Raw genomic sequence first — 18,675 nt, forward strand, 5'->3', positions numbered from 1 at the left:
CCCCGGTGCGCTTCGGCGGCGGGGCGGGCATGGTGGTGCTCGACGCGTTGAAAGGGATGAACACCGTGACACGACCCAGGATCCTGGTGGTGGGCGCAGGCTTCGCCGGCGTGGAGTGCGTCCGCCGTCTGGAGCGGAAGCTCTCCGCCGACGAAGCCGACGTCACCCTGGTGACGCCGTTCGCCTACCAGCTCTACCTTCCCCTGCTGCCCCAGGTCGCCTCCGGCGTGCTCACGCCGCAGTCGATCGCCGTGTCCCTGCGCCGCAGCAAGAAGTACCGCACCCGGATCATTCCGGGCGGCGCGATCGGCGTGGACCTCAAGAGCAAGGTCTGTGTCGTCCGGACGATCACCGACGAGATCGTCGACCAGCCCTACGACTACATCGTGCTGGCGCCCGGCAGCATCACCCGCACCTTCGACATCCCCGGCCTCACCGACCACGCCTTCGGCATGAAGTCGCTGGCCGAGGCGGCCTACGTCCGTGACCACGTCATCTCCCAGCTGGATCTCGCCGACGCCAGCCACGACGAGGCGGAACGGGCCTCCCGGCTGCAGTTCGTGGTGGTCGGCGGCGGCTACGCCGGCACCGAGACCGCGGCCTGTCTGCAGCGTCTGACGCACGCCGCCGTCAAGCGCTACCCGCGCCTGGACCCGGGCCTGATCAAGTGGCATCTGATCGACATCGCGCCCAAGCTGATGCCCGAACTCGGCGACAAGCTGGGCAGCAGCGCCCAGGAGATCCTGCGCAAGCGGGGCATCGACATCTCGCTCGGAGTCTCCATCGCCAAGGCGGGGCCCGAGGAGGTCACGTTCACCGACGGGCGGGTGGTCCCCACCCGCACCCTGATCTGGACCGCTGGCGTGGTCGCGAGCCCTCTCATCGCCACGCTCGGCGCGGAGACGGTCCGCGGGCGGCTCGCGGTCACCACCGACATGAACCTGCCGGGCCACGACGGGGTGTTCGCGCTCGGCGACGCCGCCGCGGTGCCCGACGACGCCAAGGGCGAGGAGGGCGCGATCTGCCCGCCCACGGCCCAGCACGCCATGCGCCAGGGCAAGCACGTCGCCGACAACGTCATCGCCACGCTGCGCGGGCGGACGATGACGCCGTACGTCCACAAGGACCTCGGTCTGGTCGTCGACCTCGGCGGCAAGGACGCCGTGTCCAAGCCGCTCGGCATCGAACTGCGCGGTGTACCCGCCCAGGCCGTGGCCCGCGGCTACCACTGGTCGGCGCTGCGCACCGGCGTCGCCAAGACGCGGGTGATGACGAACTGGGTGCTGAACGCGGTCGCCGGCGACGACTTCGTACGGACCGGCTTCCAGGCCCGCAAGGCCGCCAAGCTGAAGGACTTCGAGTACACGGACGCGTACATGAAGCCGGAAGAGGTGCGGGCGCACGTGGAGGGAACCGAGCGATAAGGACCGGTGACACCGGGCACTCACTCCCGTGCCATGCTGAGGGTGGAGATCATGACGTGACACGGGAGTGAGTACGGCGGCGTGAAGGCAGCGGGACGGTCGGTGTGGGTGCGGTTGCGGGACGGCGTCGCCGCGTCCGATCCGGGGTTGTTGCGGCTGACCGCCGGGCTGCGGACCGTGGGGGCGATCGCCCTCACGCTGGCCGTGCTCAGCGTCCTGGGGGCCGATGTCACGCATCTGGTGGCGGGTGCCATCGCCGCGATGGTCGCCACCTTCGCCATCCGCGAGAAGCAGCGCGGGCAGCAGGCGGTGACGCTCGCGCTGGGCCTGCCGGTGGCGCTGGCGTCCGTGTCGCTGGGCGCGTTCCTCAGCTCCCGTGTGGTGGCCGGCGACCTCTTCTTCGTCGCCCTGATCTTCTGCGCGGTCTACGGCCGCCGGTTCGGCGACCGCGGCACCGCGCTCGGCCTGATCGGGTTCCAGGTCTACTTCCTGTCCCTGTTCGTCGGCGCCTCCGTCTCCGCGCTGCCCGCCCTGTCCGGCTCGATCCTCGCTGCCTTCCTCTGCAGCGCGCTGGTGCGTTTCGTGCTGGTGCCCGAGACGCCGACGCACATCCTGGTGCGGCTGCGCGAGGCCTTCCGCGCCCGGCTCGCCCAGTTGGTGACCGCGCAGCTCGCGCTGTTCGACGCCCAGCCGGACGAGGTGGAGAAGGCGCTGGAGGACCTGCGCAGCGGCACCGCCCGGCTCCACGAGTCGGCCATGATGATCCAGAGCCGGCTGGAGGAGGGCACCGCCGACGAGGCGACCGCGCGGCTCGTGCAGCGGCGTATCGCGGACGCCGAGATCGCCGCCGAGCGGCTGGGCCTGCTGCTGCTGACCGCACGCAGTGCCGAACGGGCGGACACCCTCACCCTGCATCTGCCGGGCGCCCCCGTCCCGGCGGCCGGCCGACTGCCCGCGCACGACACGGCGGCGACCACCCTGCGCCGGGACCTGGAGGCGCTGCGCATGCTGGTGCTGCGCCCGGTCACCGGGGAGTCCGGCACCGCGCTGGCCCATGTGCGCAACCGGCTCCTCGGCTACCGCGACGAGGAGAACCTGCCGCCCGCCCCGGCCGCCGTCCAGGACGTCTTCCGGGGCCTCGGTGAGGCCGCGCGGTCGGTGCTGGGTCTGCGGACCGCCCTGGACGGGCCCCAGGACGACACGGACGACACCCCGACGACGGCCCGTTCACGCGAGGAGCTGGACGCCGAGGACGCCGCCATCGACGCCGGCGAGGAGGAGAGCCGGGACGAGGCGGAACCCACCGGGCTGAACCGTCCGACCACCCGGGCCGCCGTACAGGTCGCCGTGGGTTCGGCGCTGGCCATGATCGGCGGTGAGCTGCTCTCCAGTCATCGCTGGTACTGGGCGGTGCTGACGTGCTGGATCGTGTTCATCAACACCGCGTCCACGGGCGAGATCCTGGTCAAGGGCTACCGGCGGCTGCTGGGCACCGTGTTCGGAGTCGTGGCCGGGATCCTGCTGGCGGGGCTGGTCGGGCAGCACACCTGGACGGCGTTCGCGGTGGTGCTGCTGTGCGTGTTCGCGATGTTCTACACCGCGCCCCTGTCGTACACGCTGATGTCCTTCTTCGTGACCGCGGCGCTGGGCGTGCTCTACACCCTCCTGCACACCTACAGCACCTCGGTGCTGGTGCTGCGGATCGAGGAGACGGCGCTCGGCGCGGCCTGCGGAATCGTCGCGGCGGCGTTCGTGCTGCCGGTGCGGACGGACCGGCGTACGAACGAACTGCTGGTCACCGTCCTGGACCGGCTGGCCGACGTCACCGAGGCGGCCGTGGACCAGCTCAGTGGCGGTCCGCCGGTGGAGTTGCTGGACAAGGCGCGTGACCTGGACGAGGCGCTGGCCGACCTGCGGGCCGCCACCCAGCCGCTGACCCACCCGGTGACCCCGCTGCGGACCCGCCGGGACACCGCCCGCTATGTCGTCGCGCTGCTGGAGACCTGCGCCTACCACGCGCGTTCCCTGGCCGCGACGGCCGAGCTGTTGCCGACCCATCCCTCCATCGCGGCGGACCCGCGGCTGCGGCGGGCGGGACGGCGTATCGCGCACAACATCGGGGCCATCGCCGGGTTCGTCGCCGATCCGCAGGCCGCCGTGGAGATCGAGACCGGTTCCAGCATCGCCTCGCTGCTGGAACCGGACGTGCCGGGCACACCGCGGTTCGGGCGGGTCACCGATCGCGTGCTGCGCCATCTGCAGCGCCTGGACGAGTCGGTGGCGGGCCTGGCCCGTCCGCTCAAGGTGCCGGTCGCCGCGCCCAAGAGGTAGCGGCACCGGGCCACGTGGCCGGTGCGCGCTTCCCGCTCAGAGGTCCGTCGGCAGGTCGCTGACCTCGGCGATGCCGCGGAGTTCGTCGTTCGTCCGCTGTCGTTCGCGGATGTAGTCGGCGATCTCGCCCAGGCGCACCGGGTCGGACGCGGTGGCCGCGTCGGTGACCACCCGGACCGGGCCGGTGTCCTCGATCTGCAGCTCGATCACCTCGTTGTCGAGGCGGCCCGTGACGGCCGTGGCGATCACCAGCGCGGCCTCGTCACGGACCTCCTGGGGCAGTCTTTCGGCGGGCCCGTCGTCGAGGGTGAAGTCGAGCATGGGCAGGCGTTGCTCCTCGATCGCCCGCAGTACGGGTTCGACCACGCTGAGCAGGAGGCGGTAGTCCTCCGTGTCCATACGCACACGCAACAGGTCGAGATAGACGTCCACGGGCCGGCCATCGGGCGGAAGCTCGGGTTCGTTCATCAGGTGCGTGTTCCCCGTGTGCCGGATCTCAGACGCGACGCCAGCGGGCCATCGCGAACGAGAACAGTCCGAAGAGCACGAACCCGGCCGCGACACAGACCAGCAGCCACGGCCCGAGCGGGGTGTCGGCGAAGGAGCGGAGGGTGTCGTCGAGGCCCTTGGCCTTGTCGGGCTCGTAGTCGACGGCCGCGCGCACCGCGAAGGCACCCGCCACGGCGAAGACAGCGCCTCGCGCCGCGCCGCCGCCCACACCGGTGATGTCGACGAGCTGGCGGGTACGCGCGGACATCTCGCCGAGCTTGAGCTTGTCGTGGTACTTGCGCAGCACCGCCCGCACGCCGATCCACACGCCCGCACCGGCGATGCCTACCCCGGCCGCACCCACCAGCCACTGTCCCGCCGGGAGTTCGAGCACCCGGGCGGTGACGTCCTTGGACTGCTTGTCACTGGATCCGCCGCCGCCCGAGCCCGCGGCGAAGGACAGCACGGAGTAGGCGACGAACGAGTAGAAGACGCATCGCGCGCCCGACATCAGTCGTTTGCTGGCCTTTCCGCCGTCCTGTCCGGCCGCGCCGAAGACGACCTCGGAGAGCCGCCACAGGGCCATGCCGACGAGGCCGATGCCCAGCGCCCACAGCATCACGGCACCGAACGGCTTCTCGGCGAGTTCGGCGAGCGCGCCGCCGCGGTCGGCCTGCTGCTGCCCCTCGCCGAAGGCGATCTGCAGGGCCAGGACACCCACCAACAGATAGATCACTCCGCGCGCGGTCAGTCCCGCCCGCGCGGCCCCTTCACGCCCCGAGCCCCTCGCGACCCGGTGGGCGTCGTTCCCTGCGCTGCGCGCCTTCGCACCCGTGTTCATATGGACCTCCTGCAATCGCATGCCCTGGTCGCGGGTGGGCACACCCGGCACGGTGATGGTGTTCCACGGCGCGCGGTCGTGGGCTCACGACCGCCAACGGCGTCTGCCGTGCCTGTCTCGGCCGAGCGGCCGCGGGCCGTACACCGTCCCGCGACCGCTCGGTCCGTCCTGTCTCGCACCGCCTCAAGGCGGCATCGTCACGCCGTTCCCGTCCTCCGCCCGCCTCGCGCGGGCCGGCCCTGCGGTGCCCCCGCCTGCAGGCGGTACGCCGCCTCCAGCGCGAGTCTCACGTCGCGCGTGCCGGTCGGCGCGCAGAGCGTGCAGACGGGGTCCGGGGACCGCGGGCTCGGATGTGCCGGGCCCCGCGCGGCCTCCTCGGCCCGCAACGACTGGTCCTCCTCGACGAGTCGGCGCGGGAACGCCGGATGAGGTATCGGCATCCCGCTTCCCCTCACATCTCGCGGCTGCCGGGGCCCCGCCGGTTCGCCCGCTGTCCCAGCGCCTCGTCGCGCACGAGGGCACAGCTGCGGCTGATCAGGCGGGAGACGTGCATCTGGGAGATGCCGAGCTGGTCGGCGATACGGCTCTGGGTCATGTCCTCGAAGAAGCGCATGTAGAGGATGGCCCGCTCACGCTCGGGCAGCCGGCGCAGCCCTTCCTTGGCGGACTCGCGGTCGACGACGGTGTCGAACGACTCGTCGGAGGAGCCCAGGGTGTCGGCGAGGTTGTAGCCGTCGTCGCCGGCGGAGAGTTCGGCGTCGAGCGAGAGGGTGCTGAAGCTCTCCAGCGCCTCCATGCCCGCGGCGACCTCCTCCTCGGTCAGTCCGGTGTGGGTGGCGATGTCGGCGGCCGAGGGCTCCGGGGAGCCGGGGCTCTGGGTCAGCTCGCGCCGGGCGACCCGCACCTTGTTGCGCAGTTCCTGCACCCGGCGGGGCACGCGCAGGGCCCACATCCGGTCCCGGAAGTGGCGCTTGACCTCTCCGGTGATGGTCGGCACGGCGTAGCTCTCGAAGGCTCCCCGCTCCGGCTCGAAGCGGTCGATCGCCTTCACCAGGCCCAGCGCGGCTACCTGCCGCAGGTCCTCGATGGATTCGCCGCGGTCGCGGAAGCGGCCGGCGATCCGGTGGGCCATCGGCAGCCAGGCCGCGGCGAGTTCGTCGCGAAGGGCATCGCGCTCGGGGCCGTCCTCCAGGCCCGCCAGTCGGGTGAAGAGGACGGTGGTGTCGGGGGCGTCGTCGTGCCGACGCCGGGTGGGGGTGGTCTGCCGAGCGGGTGTGCCGGGACGGTTTGTCGACATGTCGATGAGCATGCGGAATCGCTCCTGAACGGTCGTCTCAGGTCATTACCGCGGGAGGGAAAGACACTGCCCGGGTGACCAGGAGGGCCCCGGAGCAGCTATGCCGCTCCCGCTGGCGCGCCTCCGGTCCGAAGCACGAAATTGCGTCTGCCCGGGGCCCCTGGGCGCAAACTCCGGATCTGAGAAGTCTTCAGGACAGGGGCACCAGGGCGGTGATGCACTTGCCGCCCGAGGGCAGGTCGGTCACCCGGATGTCACGGGAGAGCCGGCAGACGATCGGCCAGCCGTGGCCGCCGGCGCGTCGGGGTTCGCGGAAGTCCACCGGTCCTCGGTCCACCGGGAGTTCGGCGCTGCGGTCACTCACCGAGACGCGGACACCGGGCCCCACGACGTCGACGCGGAAGTCCGTGATGCCCCCGCCGTGCAAGATCGCGTTGGTGGTGAGTTCCGAGGCGACGAGCAGGGCGTCGGAGAGGGTGTCCGCGTCGCAGGCGGTGCGGGTGGCGCGACAGCGCTCGGTCACGGCCCGTTCGACGGCCCTGCGCGCCTCGGCGGGCTTGTAGGGCCCGGGCTGTCCGCGCTGGTTCACGACGGACGACGACTGGAGGGCGAACTCGGTCCCGCGCTCGTCGCACATGCCTGCAACTCCCTGAATCGCTGAACGAAAAAATTGCCGGACCCGGCCACGCCCGCGGTGCTCGTGGCAGGGCGCCGGCTCGCCGCGGACCCGACGGCCGGAAGTCCCCGGCCGCAGCGGTCTTCGCCGCACGTCGGGTGGGCTTCCGCAGGTCTCTCCTCTTCGGCTGACCCTTCCCCGGCGTGCCAAACATCTCGTTCCCGACGGGAAGTCGGGGCCATCCCCGCGCCCGGAGCGGGTACGCGCAGGACATGACCGATGTGGTGGACTCCGACGAACTCCTGCGACGCATCCAACGCGCCCGGGCCTGTGCCGTGGAGGAGGAGCGGGTCTGGCGGACCCGCAGCGACGACCTCCGGCGAGCCGATCCCGAGGGGGCGCACGACGCGGCCGTCCGGACGCTCGCGTACGAGAGCGTGACCAGGGTCCTGGACGAGATCCTGACGCCGGGCAGACGGGCGAACGGCGAGCAACCCACGTGAAGATCCCCTGCACCCGAGGGGAAAATGGCGTGAAACAGGTCACGTGACCCGGATTGGGTTGCGCAGTATCCCCCTAGATGGTTTACCGTTCATACACACGTGGTCGTGGGGTCGACCGTATCGGTCCTCCGCGTGCCACCCATGACGGCCCTGGCTGGCCTCCCCCGTCCAGCCAGGGCTTTTTTCATGCCCTCGACTCCCCTGCCGGATCCGGCCCCCACGCACCCCGCGTGGCATTCTTCGGTCCGCCGAGGTGCCCGGCGCGGTCACAGCCGCTGAAATGGACGTAGGGAAAAACCGGAACCATCGCCGGCGAGGAGCCCCGTGTCATGACCAAAGCGATCAAACTGCTCACCGCCCTTCCGCCGCCCCAGCGGCGGCATCTGATGTCACTCGCCCGCGAGGTCTCGTTCCCGGAGGACACCCGGATCTTCGAGGCGGGCGGTACGGCCGACCGCTTCTGGGTCGTCCGCTCGGGAGCGGTCTCCCTCACCCAGCAGGTGACGGTCCAGCAGCGGGTGACCGTCGCCGGGCTCGGCGCGGGCGATCTCCTCGGCTGGTCCTGGCTGTTCCCGCCGTACCGCTGGGACTTCGGGGCGGAGGCCTTCAGCCCGGTCCGCGCCCACGAGTTCGACGCGGCGGCCGTGCTCGAACTGTGCGAGGAGGACCAGCAATTGGGGCTGATCCTGGTGCGGTCGGTCGCCGAGATCCTCGCGCACCGGCTCGAGACGACCCGGGGCAAGCTCATGGAGCAGTACACGGCCCACCGGCGCGGTGTCCTGTAGGCGCCGGTCTCAGACCCGGTATCGACGCAGCGCCGGCACCGCGAACGCCAGGCCCAGCATCACGGCCATCACCAGGATCCCGCCGCCCGCGACCGCCGCGGGAGCACCGAAGGCCGAGCCCGCCGAGCCGTGCAGGACGTCGGCGAGCCGCGGGCCGCCGGCGACCACGACGGTGAAGACGCCCTGCATACGGCCGCGCATCTCGTCCGTGGCGGCGGACAGCAGGATCGCCCCGCGGAACACCATGGACACCATGTCGGCGACCCCGGCCAGGGCGAGGAACACCACGGCGAGCCACAGACTGTCGCTGAGGCCGAAGCCGGTGATGGCGGCGCCCCAGGCGACGACCGCCCCGATGACCATCCAGCCGTGCCGGCGGGCGCGGGAGAACGTGCCGGACAGCAGTCCGCCGAGGACCGCGCCGACGGGGATGGCCGCGAACAGCAGCCCCAGGGCGAGCCCTTCGCCGTAGGGCGCGTACGTCTGGGAGGCGAGCTGGGGGAACAGCGCGGGGCATGCCGAGGACCATGGCGATGATGTCGGCGAGGAAGGACAGCAGCAGCACCTTGTGCAGGGCGATGTAGCGGAAGCCCGCCATGATCTCCCGTACGCCCGCCCGGCGCGGCCCGGTGCCGGTGAGGGGCGGCAGTGAGGGCAGCCGGTAGACCGCCCACACCGTCACGCACAGCGCGAGGGCGTCGAGGAGGTAGAGCTCGGGGAGGCCGATGACGGGGATCAGCACCCCGGCGAGCAGCGGGCCGACCACCTGTCCGGTCTGCATGACGGTGGAGCCGAGGGCGTTGGCGGCGGCCATCTCCTCCTTGGGGACCAGCCGGGCGATGGACGCGTTGCGCGCCGGGGCGTTCAGCCCCCAGAACGCCTGCTGCACGGCGAGCAGGACCATCAGGACGGCCACCGAGTCCAGCCCGGCGACGGCCTGGAGCCAGAAGAGCACGGAGGTCACGGCGATGCCGATGTTGGTGATCAGGAGCAGCTTGCGGCGGTCCATGGTGTCGGCGACCGCACCGCCCCACAGCGCGAACACGATCAGGGGCAGCAGGCCGGCGAGGCTGGCGGCGCCGACCCAGGCCGAGGAGCCGGTGATGTCGTAGATCTGCTTGGGCACGGCGACGGCGGTGAGCTGGCTGCCGACGGCCGTGACGATCGTCGAGGACCACAGACGCCGGTAGGCCGGCCGGCGCAGGGGGCGGGTGTCCATGGCCCAGCGGCGTCGGCCGCGTCCGGTCCGCCGAGCCTCGTCCCCGGGCGGCGTCTGAGGGTCGGTGCTGCTCTCGCTGGTGTCCACGGGCTTCCTGGTTGCTCGCTACATCTATCCGGGTCCGGGGATCACTATCGCAGCACCGTCCCCGTCTTCGTGATCCGTGATCCGTGATCCGTGATCCGTGATCCGGAATCCCGGATCACGGACTCCCCACCCCGCGGCCTTCGCGCCTCGTCCTCCTCACGCCCCCGCGATGAGCGTGGCGCCGAGGGCGAGCATCATCGCGGCGACCAGGCCGTCCAGGACCCGCCACGCGGCCGGCCGGGCCAGGAAGCGGCCGAGGAGGCGGGCGCCGAAGCCGAGCGCGGTGAACCAGCACAGGCTGGCGAGCACCGCGCCGAGCCCGAACGTCCAGCGCAGCGGTCCCCGGTCGGCGGCCACGGAACCGAGCAGGAACACGGTGTCGAGGTAGACGTGCGGATTCAGCCAGGTCATCGCGAGACAGGTGAGAACCGCACGCCGGACCGAGCCCTCCGCCTCGCCCCCGGCGTCCAGGGCGCCGCCGGGCCTGACCACCCGGCGGACGGCGAGGGCCCCGTAGCTCAGCAGGAACGCCCCACCGACCCAGCCGACCGCGGTCAACGCGCCCGGCCAGGCCACCACCACGGCTCCGACGCCGGCGACGCCCAGGGAGATGAGAACGGCATCGGACAGGGCGCAGATCGCGACGACGGCGAGGACCGCGTGCTGCCGGACTCCCTGGCGCAGGACGAACGCGTTCTGGGCGCCGATGGCGACGATGAGCGAGAGGCCGGTGCCGAATCCGGCGGCCGCGGCGGTCAGGGAGGCGGTCATGACGTCGACGCTAAGGAAGCGATCACCGCGTGTACAGCTAAAGATTCTTACGTATCCTTAGTTGTCGTGATGATGACCGAACTCCCGCTGGATCAGGTCCGGACACTGCTCGCCGTGATCGACGAGGGCACGTTCGACGCGGCGGCCGCCGCCCTGCATGTGACGCCGTCCGCGGTCAGCCAGCGGGTGAAGGCTCTGGAGCAGCGCACCGGGCGGGTGCTCCTGGTGCGCACCAAGCCGGTGCGCCCGACCGAGTCCGGCGAGGTCGTGGTGCGGTTCGCCCGCCAGCTGGCCCGGCTGGAGCGGGACGCGCGCGCCGAGCTCGGCATGAGCAGCGACACGGAGCCGACCCGGGTGTCGGTCGCGGTGAACGCGGACTCCCTGGCGACCTGGTTCCTGGGGGCGCTCACCCGCGTACCGCCACAGCCGCGGCTCTGTTTCGAGCTGCGCCGCGAGGACGAGACGCGCACGGCGGCGCTGCTGCGGGAGGGCCAGGTCATGGCGGCGGTGACGTCGTCTCCCGACGCGGTGGCGGGCTGTTCCGTGCGGGCCCTGGGGCGGATGCGGTACCTCGCGGCGGCCAGTCCGGAGTTCACCGACCGCCATCTCGCCGGACCACTGGGCGAGGCCCTCGCCCGCGCGCCGGTGATGACCTTCGACCGGAGCGACGACCTCCAGGACGCCTTCGTCCGCCGGTTGCGGCGCGGCCGGAGTGCGGCGAGTCCCCTGCGGCACTCCGTCCCGACCTCGGAGGGCTTCGTCGAGTGCGTCACGGCGGGCCTCGGCTGGGGCCTGGTCCCGGAGGCGCAGGCGGACCGGCTGATGCGCGAGGGCCGCCTCGTCCCGCTGGCGCCGGACCACCCGGTCGATGTACCGCTGTACTGGCAGCAGTGGAAGCTGGACTCCCCGGCGCTGGCCGTCGTGGCCGAGGCGGTGGCGGCTGCCGCCGCCGGAGCGCTGCGCGGCTAGCCGTACGCCCGGAGCCGGGCCTCCGCACCGTCCAGCAGCATCTCCAGGGCCGTCGGGTAGGCGCTGGCGACCATCCGGGCGGCCAGCAGAGGTGCCGCCTCGGCGATGCGCGGATGGGTGGTGCGGGGCAGCCGGGCGTACGTGGAACGCCACATGTCCTCGTCGGCGTGGAGGGAGTCGCGCGGCAGGGCGAGCGAGGCGGCGTCGAGGGCGGCGAAGGCCAGGGTCTGGTCGATGAAGGCGTGGTAGACGCGCACGGTGTCCGGCAGCGGGAACCCGGCCGTGCGCAGGATGTCGAGGACGGCCTCGTCCGCGGCCAGTTCGTTGGCACGGCCGGTGACCCGGCTGGTGGTCAGCAGGGCGGCCTGCGGATGAGCGACGTACTCGGCGTGGATGCGCAGCCCGACGGCCCGCAGATCCGCCCGCCACTCCCCCGTCGGCCGCCAGCCCCGCAGGGCCTGGCCGAGGAGCGCGTCGCCGATGGCGAGGGTCAGGTCGTCCATGCCGCGGAAGTACCGGTAGAGCGTGGACGGGTCGGCGTCCAGGGCGAGGCCGAGACGGCGGGCGGTGAGGCCCGCGCTGCCGTGTTCGCGCAGCAGGCGCAGCGCGGTCTCGACGATGAGCCGTTCGGACAGCACGGTGCCGCTCCTGGTGGGCCGGCGGCGCCGCCGCCTCTCCTCGGGGACCACGGGTTTGGGCACGACGTCTCCTCTCCTGGCCCGAGGCCTCCGGTCCGCAGCGTCAGGTCCGTCGCCTCCGGTCCACAGGCTCCCGGTCTTATGCCAACGCCATTGACCTTAAGGCGGCCGGCGGCGTTGTATCGGTCCCGGGCCCGCTCTTCGACCGTTTCCCGACCGAGGGAGTTCCTGTCATGCGTGTACTGCTCGTGGGAGCCGGTGGGGTGGGCACCGCCATCACCCGGATCGCGGCCCGGCGGCCGTTCTTCGACACGATGGTGGTCGCCGACCACGATCCGTCCCGCGCCGAGGCGGCCGTGGCGGCCCTCGGCGAGGACGCGGGACGCTTCCGGGCCGCACGCGTGGACGCCGCCGACGAGGCGGCCGTGGCGGCGCTCCTGGAGCGGCACGGCTGTGACGTCCTGCTCAACGCCACCGACCCGCGGTTCGTGATGCCGCTGTTCCGGGCCGCCCGCACGGCCGGTGCCACCTACCTGGACATGGCGATGTCGCTGTCCAGACCGCATGCCGAGCGGCCGCACACGGAGTGCGGGGTGAAGCTCGGGGACGAGCAGTTCGCGCAGGCCGAGGAGTGGGAGAAGGCAGGGGTGCTGGCGCTCGTCGGCATGGGCGTGGAGCCGGGGCTCTCGGACGTCTTCGCCCGGTACGCGGCCGACGAGCTCTTCGACGAGATCGAGGAGATCGGCATCCGCGACGGGGCGAACCTGACGGTCGACGGCTACGACTTCGCGCCCTCCTTCAGCATCTGGACCACGATCGAGGAGTGCCTCAACCCGCCGGTCGTCTACGAGGCCGACCGCGGCTGGTTCACCACCGAGCCGTTCAGCGAGCCCGAGGTGTTCGACTTCCCCGAGGGGATCGGTCCGGTCGAGTGCGTGAACGTGGAGCACGAGGAGGTGCTGCTCGTGCCGCGCTGGGTCGGCGCGCGCCGCGTCACCTTCAAGTACGGCCTGGGCCGGGAGTTCATCGAGACCCTCCGGACCCTGCACCTGCTGGGCCTGGACCGCACCGAGCCGGTGACCGTGCCGGGCGCCGCGGGGCCCGTCTCCGTCTCGCCGCGGGACGTCGTGGCCGCCTGTCTGCCGGACCCGGCGACGCTGGGCGAACGGATGCACGGCAAGACCTGCGCGGGCACCTGGGTGCGGGGCGTCAAGGACGGGGCACCGCGCGAGGTGTACCTCTACCACGTGGTCGACAACCAGTGGTCGATGGCGGAGTACGGCTCTCAGGCCGTGGTGTGGCAGACCGCAGTCAACCCGGTCGTCGCCCTCGAACTCCTCGCCACCGGCGTCTGGTCCGGCGCGGGCGTCCTTGGACCGGAGGCCTTCGAGGCCCGTCCCTTCCTGGATCTGCTGACCGCGTACGGCTCCCCGTGGGGCGTCCGCGAGCAGTGACGGCGCCCGCGCGGCCCGGCCGGCGGTGGCCGCCGTCATCGTTCTTCACCGATTCGCGACACGTCTCACACGACTCGGTTGTTTCACCGGCGCATCGACAGGTGACCCGGAAAGGAGTAAGGCATTCCCGAGGGCACACGACTTTCGATCGCAGGTGACTTTCATGGACAGCTGGCGAGACCATGCCGCGTGCCGCCAAGAGGACCCCGACCTCTTCTTCCCGATCGGCAACACCGGCCCGGCGCTGGTGCAGGAGGAGCAGGCGAAGGCCGTCTGCCAGCACTGCCCGGTGCAGGAGCAGTGTCTGGGGTGGGCGATGGACACCGGACAGACGATCGGTGTCTGGGGCGGCACCGGCGAGGACGAACGCCGCGCGCTCCGGCGGCGTGCGGGTGCCCGGCGGAAATCCGGGTGATCCAAGGGCCGGACCGCTGTCACGGCGAGGTCCCCGGCAACCGCAGCGTGAAGACGCTGCCGGCGCCGGGGCCGCTCGCTGCCTCGGCCGTTCCGCCGTGCGCGACGACGAGGTGACGGACGATCGGCAGCCCCAGACCGCTGCCGCCGGTACGGCGGCTGCGGGACTTCTCCGCGCGCCAGAACCGGTCGAAGACGTGCGGCAGATCGTCCGGCGCGATGCCGGTGCCGGTGTCCGCGACCTCCAGCAGCACGGCGTCGCCGTCGGCGCGCGCCGACAGGGTGACGGTGCCGCCCTCGGGCGTGTGGCGCAGCGCGTTGGACACCAGGTTGCCGAGCGCCTGCCGCATCCGCACCGGGTCGGCGTCCAGCCACGGCATGCCGTCGACCGCGGTGCGCAGGACGACACCGGCGGCGTCGGCCGCCACCCGGTGGGCCGCCGCGACCTGGTCGAGGAGTTCGTCGCAACGCACCGGTTCCCGGTGCAGGCGCAGGGTGCCGGCGTCGGCGTCGGCGAGGTCGCGCAGGTCGTCGATGACGCGTTGGAGCACGAGTGCCTCGTCGTGCAGTGAGGCGAGCAGCGCCGGGTCGGGGTCGACGAGTCCGTCGCGGGTGACCTCCAGCCAGCCGCGGATGTTGGTGAGCGGGCTGCGCAGTTCGTGGGCGATGTCGCTGACCATCGCCCGGCGTTGGACCTCCAGTCGTTCCCGGCGTTCGGTCAGCTCGTTGAAGGCCGCGGCGAGGATGCCCGTCTCGTCCCGGGTGGTGACGGGGACGCGGACATGCCGTTCCGGGGGTTGCTGGGCCGCCTCGGTGAGTGCGCGCAGCGGCCTCACGAGCCGGGTGGCGACCACGGCGGTCACGGCGACGGTGACGGCGAGCACCAGCCCGGCGGCGCCGACCACCTTGGTCTTGTTGGCCGGGGACATGTCGAAGCGCACGGCGGGGGCGTCCCCGTCGCCGCCGAGGAAGAGTTCGGCGGCGGGGGCGACATACGGATCGAGCTGGGTGCGGCGGGCGTCGTCGAGGCAGTCCCGGGCCGCTCGCCATTCCTTGGAGTCCCCGCCCTTGGCGAAGGTGGGCCGCGCGTCGAAGGCCACGTCGGGCAGGTCGTTGTAGTGGGACCCGAGGGACAGCGGCACGTCCAGCTGCAGGCCCTCCCGGGGCAGACAGTCGTGGGCGCCCGTCTCCAGCGCGGCAAGCGCCTTCACCTCGGTCGGCATCGGTGTGTCGAGCCGGTCGTCGGCGCACTGGTAGGGCAGATAGCCGGGCTCGGCGGAGCCCTCCGACCGGGTGAGGACCGGACGGCCGCTCGGTGCGTGGGTGACGTCGGCGTCGATGCCGTAGCGGGCGAAGCAGCGCTGCCGGGCCCGGGCCCGGACATCGAGCTTGGCGCGCTCCGCGGCCGTGAGCCGGTAGGGGCCCACCACCCGTGGGTCCATGCCGCCGAGCTGGGCGCCGCGCTCGCTGTAGGTGTCGGTGCGCAGGGGGTCCACGGTGGCGGCCGCGCTCCGCGGAAGGGCGGTGCCGCGCGGCGCGGAGTCGGCGATCGGGGTGCGGTCGGTGGTGGTGAGGGCGATGCGCCGCCCGGTCTTCGCGGACAGCTCCCGTACCGTCCTGTCGACTCCCCGCCAGTCGGGGTGGGTCGCGGCGTAGCCGCTGAGCCGGGCCAGGACGTCCATGTCGTCGGCGAGGACCTGGCCCTGTTCCTCGCGCAGTGCGCGGGTGGTGGTCTCGACGGCCAGCCAGGCGGTGGCGGCCACCGAGCACACGGCGATCAGCCCGGAGGCGATCAGCAGCCGGACCAGCAGGCGCTTGCGCAGCGGTATCCGGCCGCTCATCCCTGACCGCCGCTGAGCTTGTAGCCGACTCCGAAGACGGTCAGCAGCCGGGCCGGGCGGCGCGGGTCCGCCTCCGTCTTGCGGCGCAGGTTCATGATGTGGACGTCGACGGCCCGTTCGGTGGAGGCGCGGTCGGTGCCGCGGGTGACCTCCAGCAACTGCCGCCGGGAGAAGACCCGTTCGGGCTCGGTGGCCATGGCGAGGAGGATCTCGAACTCGGCCGGCGTGCACTCCACGGGCTCTCCGTCGCAGCGCACCTCGTGCCGTACGGGATCGACGGTGATCCCTGCGGCGCGTACGACGGGCTCGCCGTCCCGTCGCTCGGCCGGTGCGCGTCCGCCGCGCCGCAGGACCGTGCGGATGCGGGCCATCAGCTCGCGAGGGCTGTACGGCTTGGTCATGTAGTCGTCCGCCCCCAGCTCCAGGCCCAGCAGCAGGTCGTCCTCGGTGGCGCGGGCGGTGAGCATCAGGACCGGGATGTCGTCGTCCCGGCGCAGCACCCGGCACACGCCGAAGCCGTCGATCACCGGCAGCATCAGGTCCAGCACCAGGAGGTCCGGCCGCAGCGCGCGGGCCGCGTCGAGGGCGGCCCGCCCGTCGTGGACCACCGTGGCGGTGTGACCCTCCGCCAGCAGGGAGCGGCGTATGAGTTCGGCCTGCATCTCGTCGTCCTCGGCGACCAGCACATGTGCGCACACCCGGCGGATCCTAAGCGGTTGGAGGGGATGGGGGCGGGGTCAGCGGGCCAGGGACTTGGCGTCGCCCATGACGACGACGGGGTGGAGGTCCGGGTCGAGCGCTCGCAGCAGCTCCTTCATGTGCGTGCGGGCGATGCTGACGCAGCCCTGGGTGGGCCCGTCGTGGTCGACGTGCAGCCAGATGCCTCCGCCGCGGCCGGCGCCGAGCGGCCGGGTCCAGTCCAGGGGTGTGGTGCCGGGCTTGCGGTTGTAGTTGACGGCGATCACGTAGTCGAAGGACCCGGCCAGCGACTCCCCCTCGAACCCGGTGCCTCTCGCGGTGAAGGCGGGGCCACGGTCGTACGGCAGCCCGGTGCCGGGGTCGCGGAGGAGACCGCCGGCGTCGGTGAGGCCGTAGACGCCGATGGGCGAGCGCAGGTCGCCCGCGCGGTGGTGGTCGGTCCAGCCCTTGAACGCGTTGTGTGCGGGCCAGCTGTCCCCGGCGGCCTCCCAGCCGGTCGCCGTGCGCTCGTACAGCACGACCGTGGACAGGGGGGAGTCCTTCCCGCGGCCGGTGACCACGACGGCCTGCCGGGTGCGGGACGGCACCTGGGACAGGGTCCTGGGTCCGAGGCCGGGGAGCTGCCGCGGGGCCGCCTCGACGGAGGTCGACGGAGAGGCAGGGGCCGACGGAGAGGGCGTCCGCGTCGTCGGGGCGGTCTCGGGGCGGTGGTCCGAGACCGCCGCCGCGCCACCGCCGCATCCGGTGAGCAGCAGGGACACGGCGAGCAACGCGGCGGCAGGTCTGGGTCCGTTCACGGATCGAGAGTGACCGAGAGTTGTGAGGAACTCGTCAGGTTCCGGCACCTCTTCGGTCGCCGACCCGCCCGTTCCTAGGGTGTGGCCGGTTTGCCGCTCGTGTAGAGCCAGGTGTGGAACAGGCCGCCCAGGTCCTTGCCGGACTCCCGTTCCGCCAGGCGTACGAACTGCGGTGTCGTGCCGTGGCCTTCGCGGTGCTGTGCCGCCCAGGCCCGCAGGATCCGGAAGAACGTCCGGTCGCCCACCGCCTTGCGCAGGACATGCAGGGTCATCGCGCCGCGGGCGTAGACGGGCGTGCCGAAGATGTTCGCGCCGCTGCCCGGGTCGCCGGGCGGGAACTCCCACAGACCGTCGTTCGCCGTGCGGGCGTAGAGCGCGTCGAAGGTCTGCTGGGCGCTCGTGCCGCCGTGCTGCTCGCTGTACAGCCACTCGGCGTAGGTCGCGAATCCCTCGTTGAGCCAGATCTCTTTCCAGGAGGTGAGGCCGACCGAGTCGCCGAACCACTGGTGGGCGCTCTCGTGGACGAGGGTGCTCAGAGAGGGGGCGGCGTCGTAGACGGGACGCGTCTGGGTCTCCAGCGCGTAGCCGACGTTCGGCGCGTGGTCCACGATCGAGCCCGCGGCGCGGAACGGGTAGGGGCCGAAGAGCTTGCTCTCCCACTCCAGTACGGAGGGCAGCTTCTTCAGGACGGGGGCGGCGGCCTCGGCCTCGCGGGGGTCGACGGCGTCGTAGACCCGGATGCCGTCGCGGGTGGTGTACTGCTTCACCTTGAACGTCCCGACCGTGGCGGTGGCGAGGTAGGCGGCCATCGGTTCCCGCTGACGCCAGCGGAAGGTGGTCTTCCCGTTCGCGGTGCGCTCGCCGAGGAGGACGCCGTTGGCGACGGCGGTCCGCCCCTTGGGGACGGTGATCGTGAAGTCGTACGACGCCTTGTCCGTGGGGTGGTTGTTCGCCGGGAACCAGGTCATGGCGCCCTGGGGCTCCCCGGCGACGAAGGCGCCGTCGTCGGTGGGGATCCAGCCGTCGAGCGAGCCGTCCGGGTCGGTGACCGGCGCGGGCCTGCCCTCGTAGGTGACGGAGACCCGGAACTCCTGGCCCTTGCGCAGGGCGTGCCGAGGGGTGACCACGAGTTCCTGGCCGGCCCGCCGGTGGTCCGCCCTGACGTGGTCGACCGTGAGGCCGGTGACCTTGAGCCCGTTGAGGTCCAGGTCGAAGCGGGTGAGCCGCTGGGTGGCGCGGGCGGTGAGGACGGCCCGGCCTGCGAGCCGGCCGGTGCCGGTGTCGTAGCGGAGCGTCAGGTCGTAGTGGCCGACGTCGTATCCGCCGTTGCCGGCGAGCGGGAAGTACGGGTCGCCGGCGCCGGACGCGCCGCTGCCCGCGGACGCGGGTCCGGCGGACAGGAGGAGGGCCGCGAGGGCGACGGGGACGGTGGCGAGCACGGCTTCGCGGCGGAGAACGGCGGTGCGTCTGGCGGGCTGCGTCACATGCGCTCCTACGGGT

General features: G+C 72.3%; 18 protein-coding genes and 1 pseudogene. 7 read left to right on the forward strand and 12 right to left on the reverse strand.

What is annotated here, in order from left to right:
• Positions 1-56: 56 nt before the first annotated feature.
• The gene (locus tag ACZ5VD_RS09190; RefSeq protein WP_468553657.1) at positions 57-1,424 is read left to right on the forward strand and encodes an NAD(P)/FAD-dependent oxidoreductase; all 1,368 of its coding nucleotides are present in this window, start codon (positions 57-59) and stop codon (positions 1,422-1,424) included.
• A gap of 81 nt (positions 1,425-1,505) precedes the next feature.
• Positions 1,506-3,755 (forward strand): FUSC family protein, encoded by a 2,250-nt coding sequence (locus ACZ5VD_RS09195; protein ID WP_468681713.1) that lies wholly within the window; start codon positions 1,506-1,508, stop codon positions 3,753-3,755.
• Between the two features lie 36 nt (positions 3,756-3,791).
• Here the strand turns inward: ACZ5VD_RS09195 and ACZ5VD_RS09200 are convergent, their stop codons facing one another.
• From ACZ5VD_RS09200 to ACZ5VD_RS09220, 5 genes are all read right to left on the reverse strand, one after another.
• Positions 3,792-4,223, reverse strand: a complete 432-nt coding sequence (locus ACZ5VD_RS09200; RefSeq protein WP_468553636.1) for a hypothetical protein — start codon at positions 4,221-4,223, stop codon at positions 3,792-3,794.
• A 28-nt stretch (positions 4,224-4,251) separates the two neighbouring features.
• Positions 4,252-5,085: a DUF1206 domain-containing protein gene (locus ACZ5VD_RS09205; RefSeq protein ID WP_468553635.1), complete on the reverse strand. Its 834-nt coding sequence runs from the start codon at positions 5,083-5,085 to the stop codon at positions 4,252-4,254.
• A gap of 197 nt (positions 5,086-5,282) precedes the next feature.
• A complete protein-coding gene (locus tag ACZ5VD_RS09210; RefSeq protein ID WP_468681715.1) occupies positions 5,283-5,525 on the reverse strand; it encodes a DUF5133 domain-containing protein in 243 nt (80 codons plus the stop codon).
• Positions 5,526-5,536: 11 nt separating this feature from the next.
• A complete protein-coding gene (locus ACZ5VD_RS09215; protein WP_468553633.1) occupies positions 5,537-6,394 on the reverse strand; it encodes a SigB/SigF/SigG family RNA polymerase sigma factor in 858 nt (285 codons plus the stop codon).
• 178 nt (positions 6,395-6,572) lie between these two features.
• Positions 6,573-7,019, reverse strand: a complete 447-nt coding sequence (locus ACZ5VD_RS09220) for an ATP-binding protein (protein ID WP_468681717.1) — start codon at positions 7,017-7,019, stop codon at positions 6,573-6,575.
• A 251-nt stretch (positions 7,020-7,270) separates the two neighbouring features.
• Between ACZ5VD_RS09220 and ACZ5VD_RS09225 the strand changes: the two genes are divergently transcribed.
• Positions 7,271-7,501, forward strand: a complete 231-nt coding sequence (locus ACZ5VD_RS09225) for a hypothetical protein (protein ID WP_468553631.1) — start codon at positions 7,271-7,273, stop codon at positions 7,499-7,501.
• Between the two features lie 329 nt (positions 7,502-7,830).
• Positions 7,831-8,286, forward strand: a complete 456-nt coding sequence (locus ACZ5VD_RS09230) for a cyclic nucleotide-binding domain-containing protein (protein WP_468681720.1) — start codon at positions 7,831-7,833, stop codon at positions 8,284-8,286.
• A 9-nt stretch (positions 8,287-8,295) separates the two neighbouring features.
• Here ACZ5VD_RS09230 and ACZ5VD_RS09235 read toward each other — a convergent pair.
• Both ACZ5VD_RS09235 and ACZ5VD_RS09240 read right to left on the reverse strand, forming a co-directional pair.
• Positions 8,296-9,592: pseudogene (locus tag ACZ5VD_RS09235) on the reverse strand (MFS transporter).
• Between the two features lie 156 nt (positions 9,593-9,748).
• Positions 9,749-10,363, reverse strand: coding sequence for a LysE/ArgO family amino acid transporter (locus ACZ5VD_RS09240; RefSeq protein WP_468681723.1), 615 nt, complete (start codon positions 10,361-10,363; stop codon positions 9,749-9,751).
• A gap of 69 nt (positions 10,364-10,432) precedes the next feature.
• Between ACZ5VD_RS09240 and ACZ5VD_RS09245 the strand changes: the two genes are divergently transcribed.
• Positions 10,433-11,332, forward strand: coding sequence for a LysR family transcriptional regulator ArgP (locus tag ACZ5VD_RS09245; protein WP_468682190.1), 900 nt, complete (start codon positions 10,433-10,435; stop codon positions 11,330-11,332).
• Here ACZ5VD_RS09245 and ACZ5VD_RS09250 read toward each other — a convergent pair.
• Positions 11,329-12,033: a TetR/AcrR family transcriptional regulator gene (locus ACZ5VD_RS09250; protein ID WP_468553627.1), complete on the reverse strand. Its 705-nt coding sequence runs from the start codon at positions 12,031-12,033 to the stop codon at positions 11,329-11,331. The two genes, ACZ5VD_RS09245 and ACZ5VD_RS09250, sit on opposite strands and share 4 nt — an antisense overlap.
• A 170-nt stretch (positions 12,034-12,203) precedes the next feature.
• On the opposite strand from ACZ5VD_RS09250, the gene ACZ5VD_RS09255 reads away from it, so the two are divergent.
• Both ACZ5VD_RS09255 and ACZ5VD_RS09260 read left to right on the forward strand, forming a co-directional pair.
• On the forward strand, positions 12,204-13,424 hold the full coding sequence (locus ACZ5VD_RS09255; protein WP_468681726.1) for a saccharopine dehydrogenase family protein: 1,221 nt from the start codon (positions 12,204-12,206) through the stop codon (positions 13,422-13,424).
• A 163-nt stretch (positions 13,425-13,587) separates the two neighbouring features.
• Complete coding sequence (locus tag ACZ5VD_RS09260) at positions 13,588-13,839, forward strand: WhiB family transcriptional regulator (RefSeq protein ID WP_468681728.1); 252 nt, start codon at positions 13,588-13,590, stop codon at positions 13,837-13,839.
• A 19-nt stretch (positions 13,840-13,858) separates the two neighbouring features.
• On the opposite strand, the gene ACZ5VD_RS09265 is transcribed toward ACZ5VD_RS09260, so the two are convergent.
• The 4 genes from ACZ5VD_RS09265 to ACZ5VD_RS09280 form a co-directional block, all read right to left on the reverse strand.
• A complete protein-coding gene (locus ACZ5VD_RS09265) occupies positions 13,859-15,679 on the reverse strand; it encodes a sensor histidine kinase (protein ID WP_468681730.1) in 1,821 nt (606 codons plus the stop codon).
• Entirely contained in the window at positions 15,676-16,377 is a 702-nt protein-coding gene (locus ACZ5VD_RS09270) for a response regulator (RefSeq protein ID WP_468553623.1), read from the reverse strand. Before ACZ5VD_RS09270 ends, ACZ5VD_RS09265 begins: the two co-directional genes overlap by 4 nt.
• Positions 16,378-16,416: 39 nt before the next feature.
• Positions 16,417-17,175: a hypothetical protein gene (locus ACZ5VD_RS09275; RefSeq protein ID WP_468681732.1), complete on the reverse strand. Its 759-nt coding sequence runs from the start codon at positions 17,173-17,175 to the stop codon at positions 16,417-16,419.
• Between the two features lie 74 nt (positions 17,176-17,249).
• A complete protein-coding gene (locus ACZ5VD_RS09280) occupies positions 17,250-18,659 on the reverse strand; it encodes a M1 family metallopeptidase (protein ID WP_468681733.1) in 1,410 nt (469 codons plus the stop codon).
• Between the last annotated feature and the right edge of the window lie 16 nt (positions 18,660-18,675).

The sequence above is a fragment of the Streptomyces sp. NPDC032822 genome (genome assembly GCF_055578825.1).

What these genes read in the sequence shown, in the direction of transcription:
- ACZ5VD_RS09190 (WP_468553657.1), top strand. Translation starts at nt 57, where the DNA reads ATGAACACCGTGACACGACCCAGGATCCTGGTGGTGGGCGCAGGCTTC.
- ACZ5VD_RS09200 (WP_468553636.1), bottom strand. Translation starts at nt 4,223, where the DNA reads ATGAACGAACCCGAGCTTCCGCCCGATGGCCGGCCCGTGGACGTCTAT.
- ACZ5VD_RS09205 (WP_468553635.1), bottom strand. Translation starts at nt 5,085, where the DNA reads ATGAACACGGGTGCGAAGGCGCGCAGCGCAGGGAACGACGCCCACCGG.
- ACZ5VD_RS09210 (WP_468681715.1), bottom strand. Translation starts at nt 5,525, where the DNA reads ATGCCGATACCTCATCCGGCGTTCCCGCGCCGACTCGTCGAGGAGGAC.
- ACZ5VD_RS09215 (WP_468553633.1), bottom strand. Translation starts at nt 6,394, where the DNA reads ATGCTCATCGACATGTCGACAAACCGTCCCGGCACACCCGCTCGGCAG.
- ACZ5VD_RS09220 (WP_468681717.1), bottom strand. Translation starts at nt 7,019, where the DNA reads ATGTGCGACGAGCGCGGGACCGAGTTCGCCCTCCAGTCGTCGTCCGTC.
- ACZ5VD_RS09225 (WP_468553631.1), top strand. Translation starts at nt 7,271, where the DNA reads ATGACCGATGTGGTGGACTCCGACGAACTCCTGCGACGCATCCAACGC.
- ACZ5VD_RS09230 (WP_468681720.1), top strand. Translation starts at nt 7,831, where the DNA reads ATGACCAAAGCGATCAAACTGCTCACCGCCCTTCCGCCGCCCCAGCGG.
- ACZ5VD_RS09240 (WP_468681723.1), bottom strand. Translation starts at nt 10,363, where the DNA reads ATGACCGCCTCCCTGACCGCCGCGGCCGCCGGATTCGGCACCGGCCTC.
- ACZ5VD_RS09245 (WP_468682190.1), top strand. Translation starts at nt 10,433, where the DNA reads ATGATGACCGAACTCCCGCTGGATCAGGTCCGGACACTGCTCGCCGTG.
- ACZ5VD_RS09255 (WP_468681726.1), top strand. Translation starts at nt 12,204, where the DNA reads ATGCGTGTACTGCTCGTGGGAGCCGGTGGGGTGGGCACCGCCATCACC.
- ACZ5VD_RS09260 (WP_468681728.1), top strand. Translation starts at nt 13,588, where the DNA reads ATGGACAGCTGGCGAGACCATGCCGCGTGCCGCCAAGAGGACCCCGAC.
- ACZ5VD_RS09265 (WP_468681730.1), bottom strand. Translation starts at nt 15,679, where the DNA reads ATGAGCGGCCGGATACCGCTGCGCAAGCGCCTGCTGGTCCGGCTGCTG.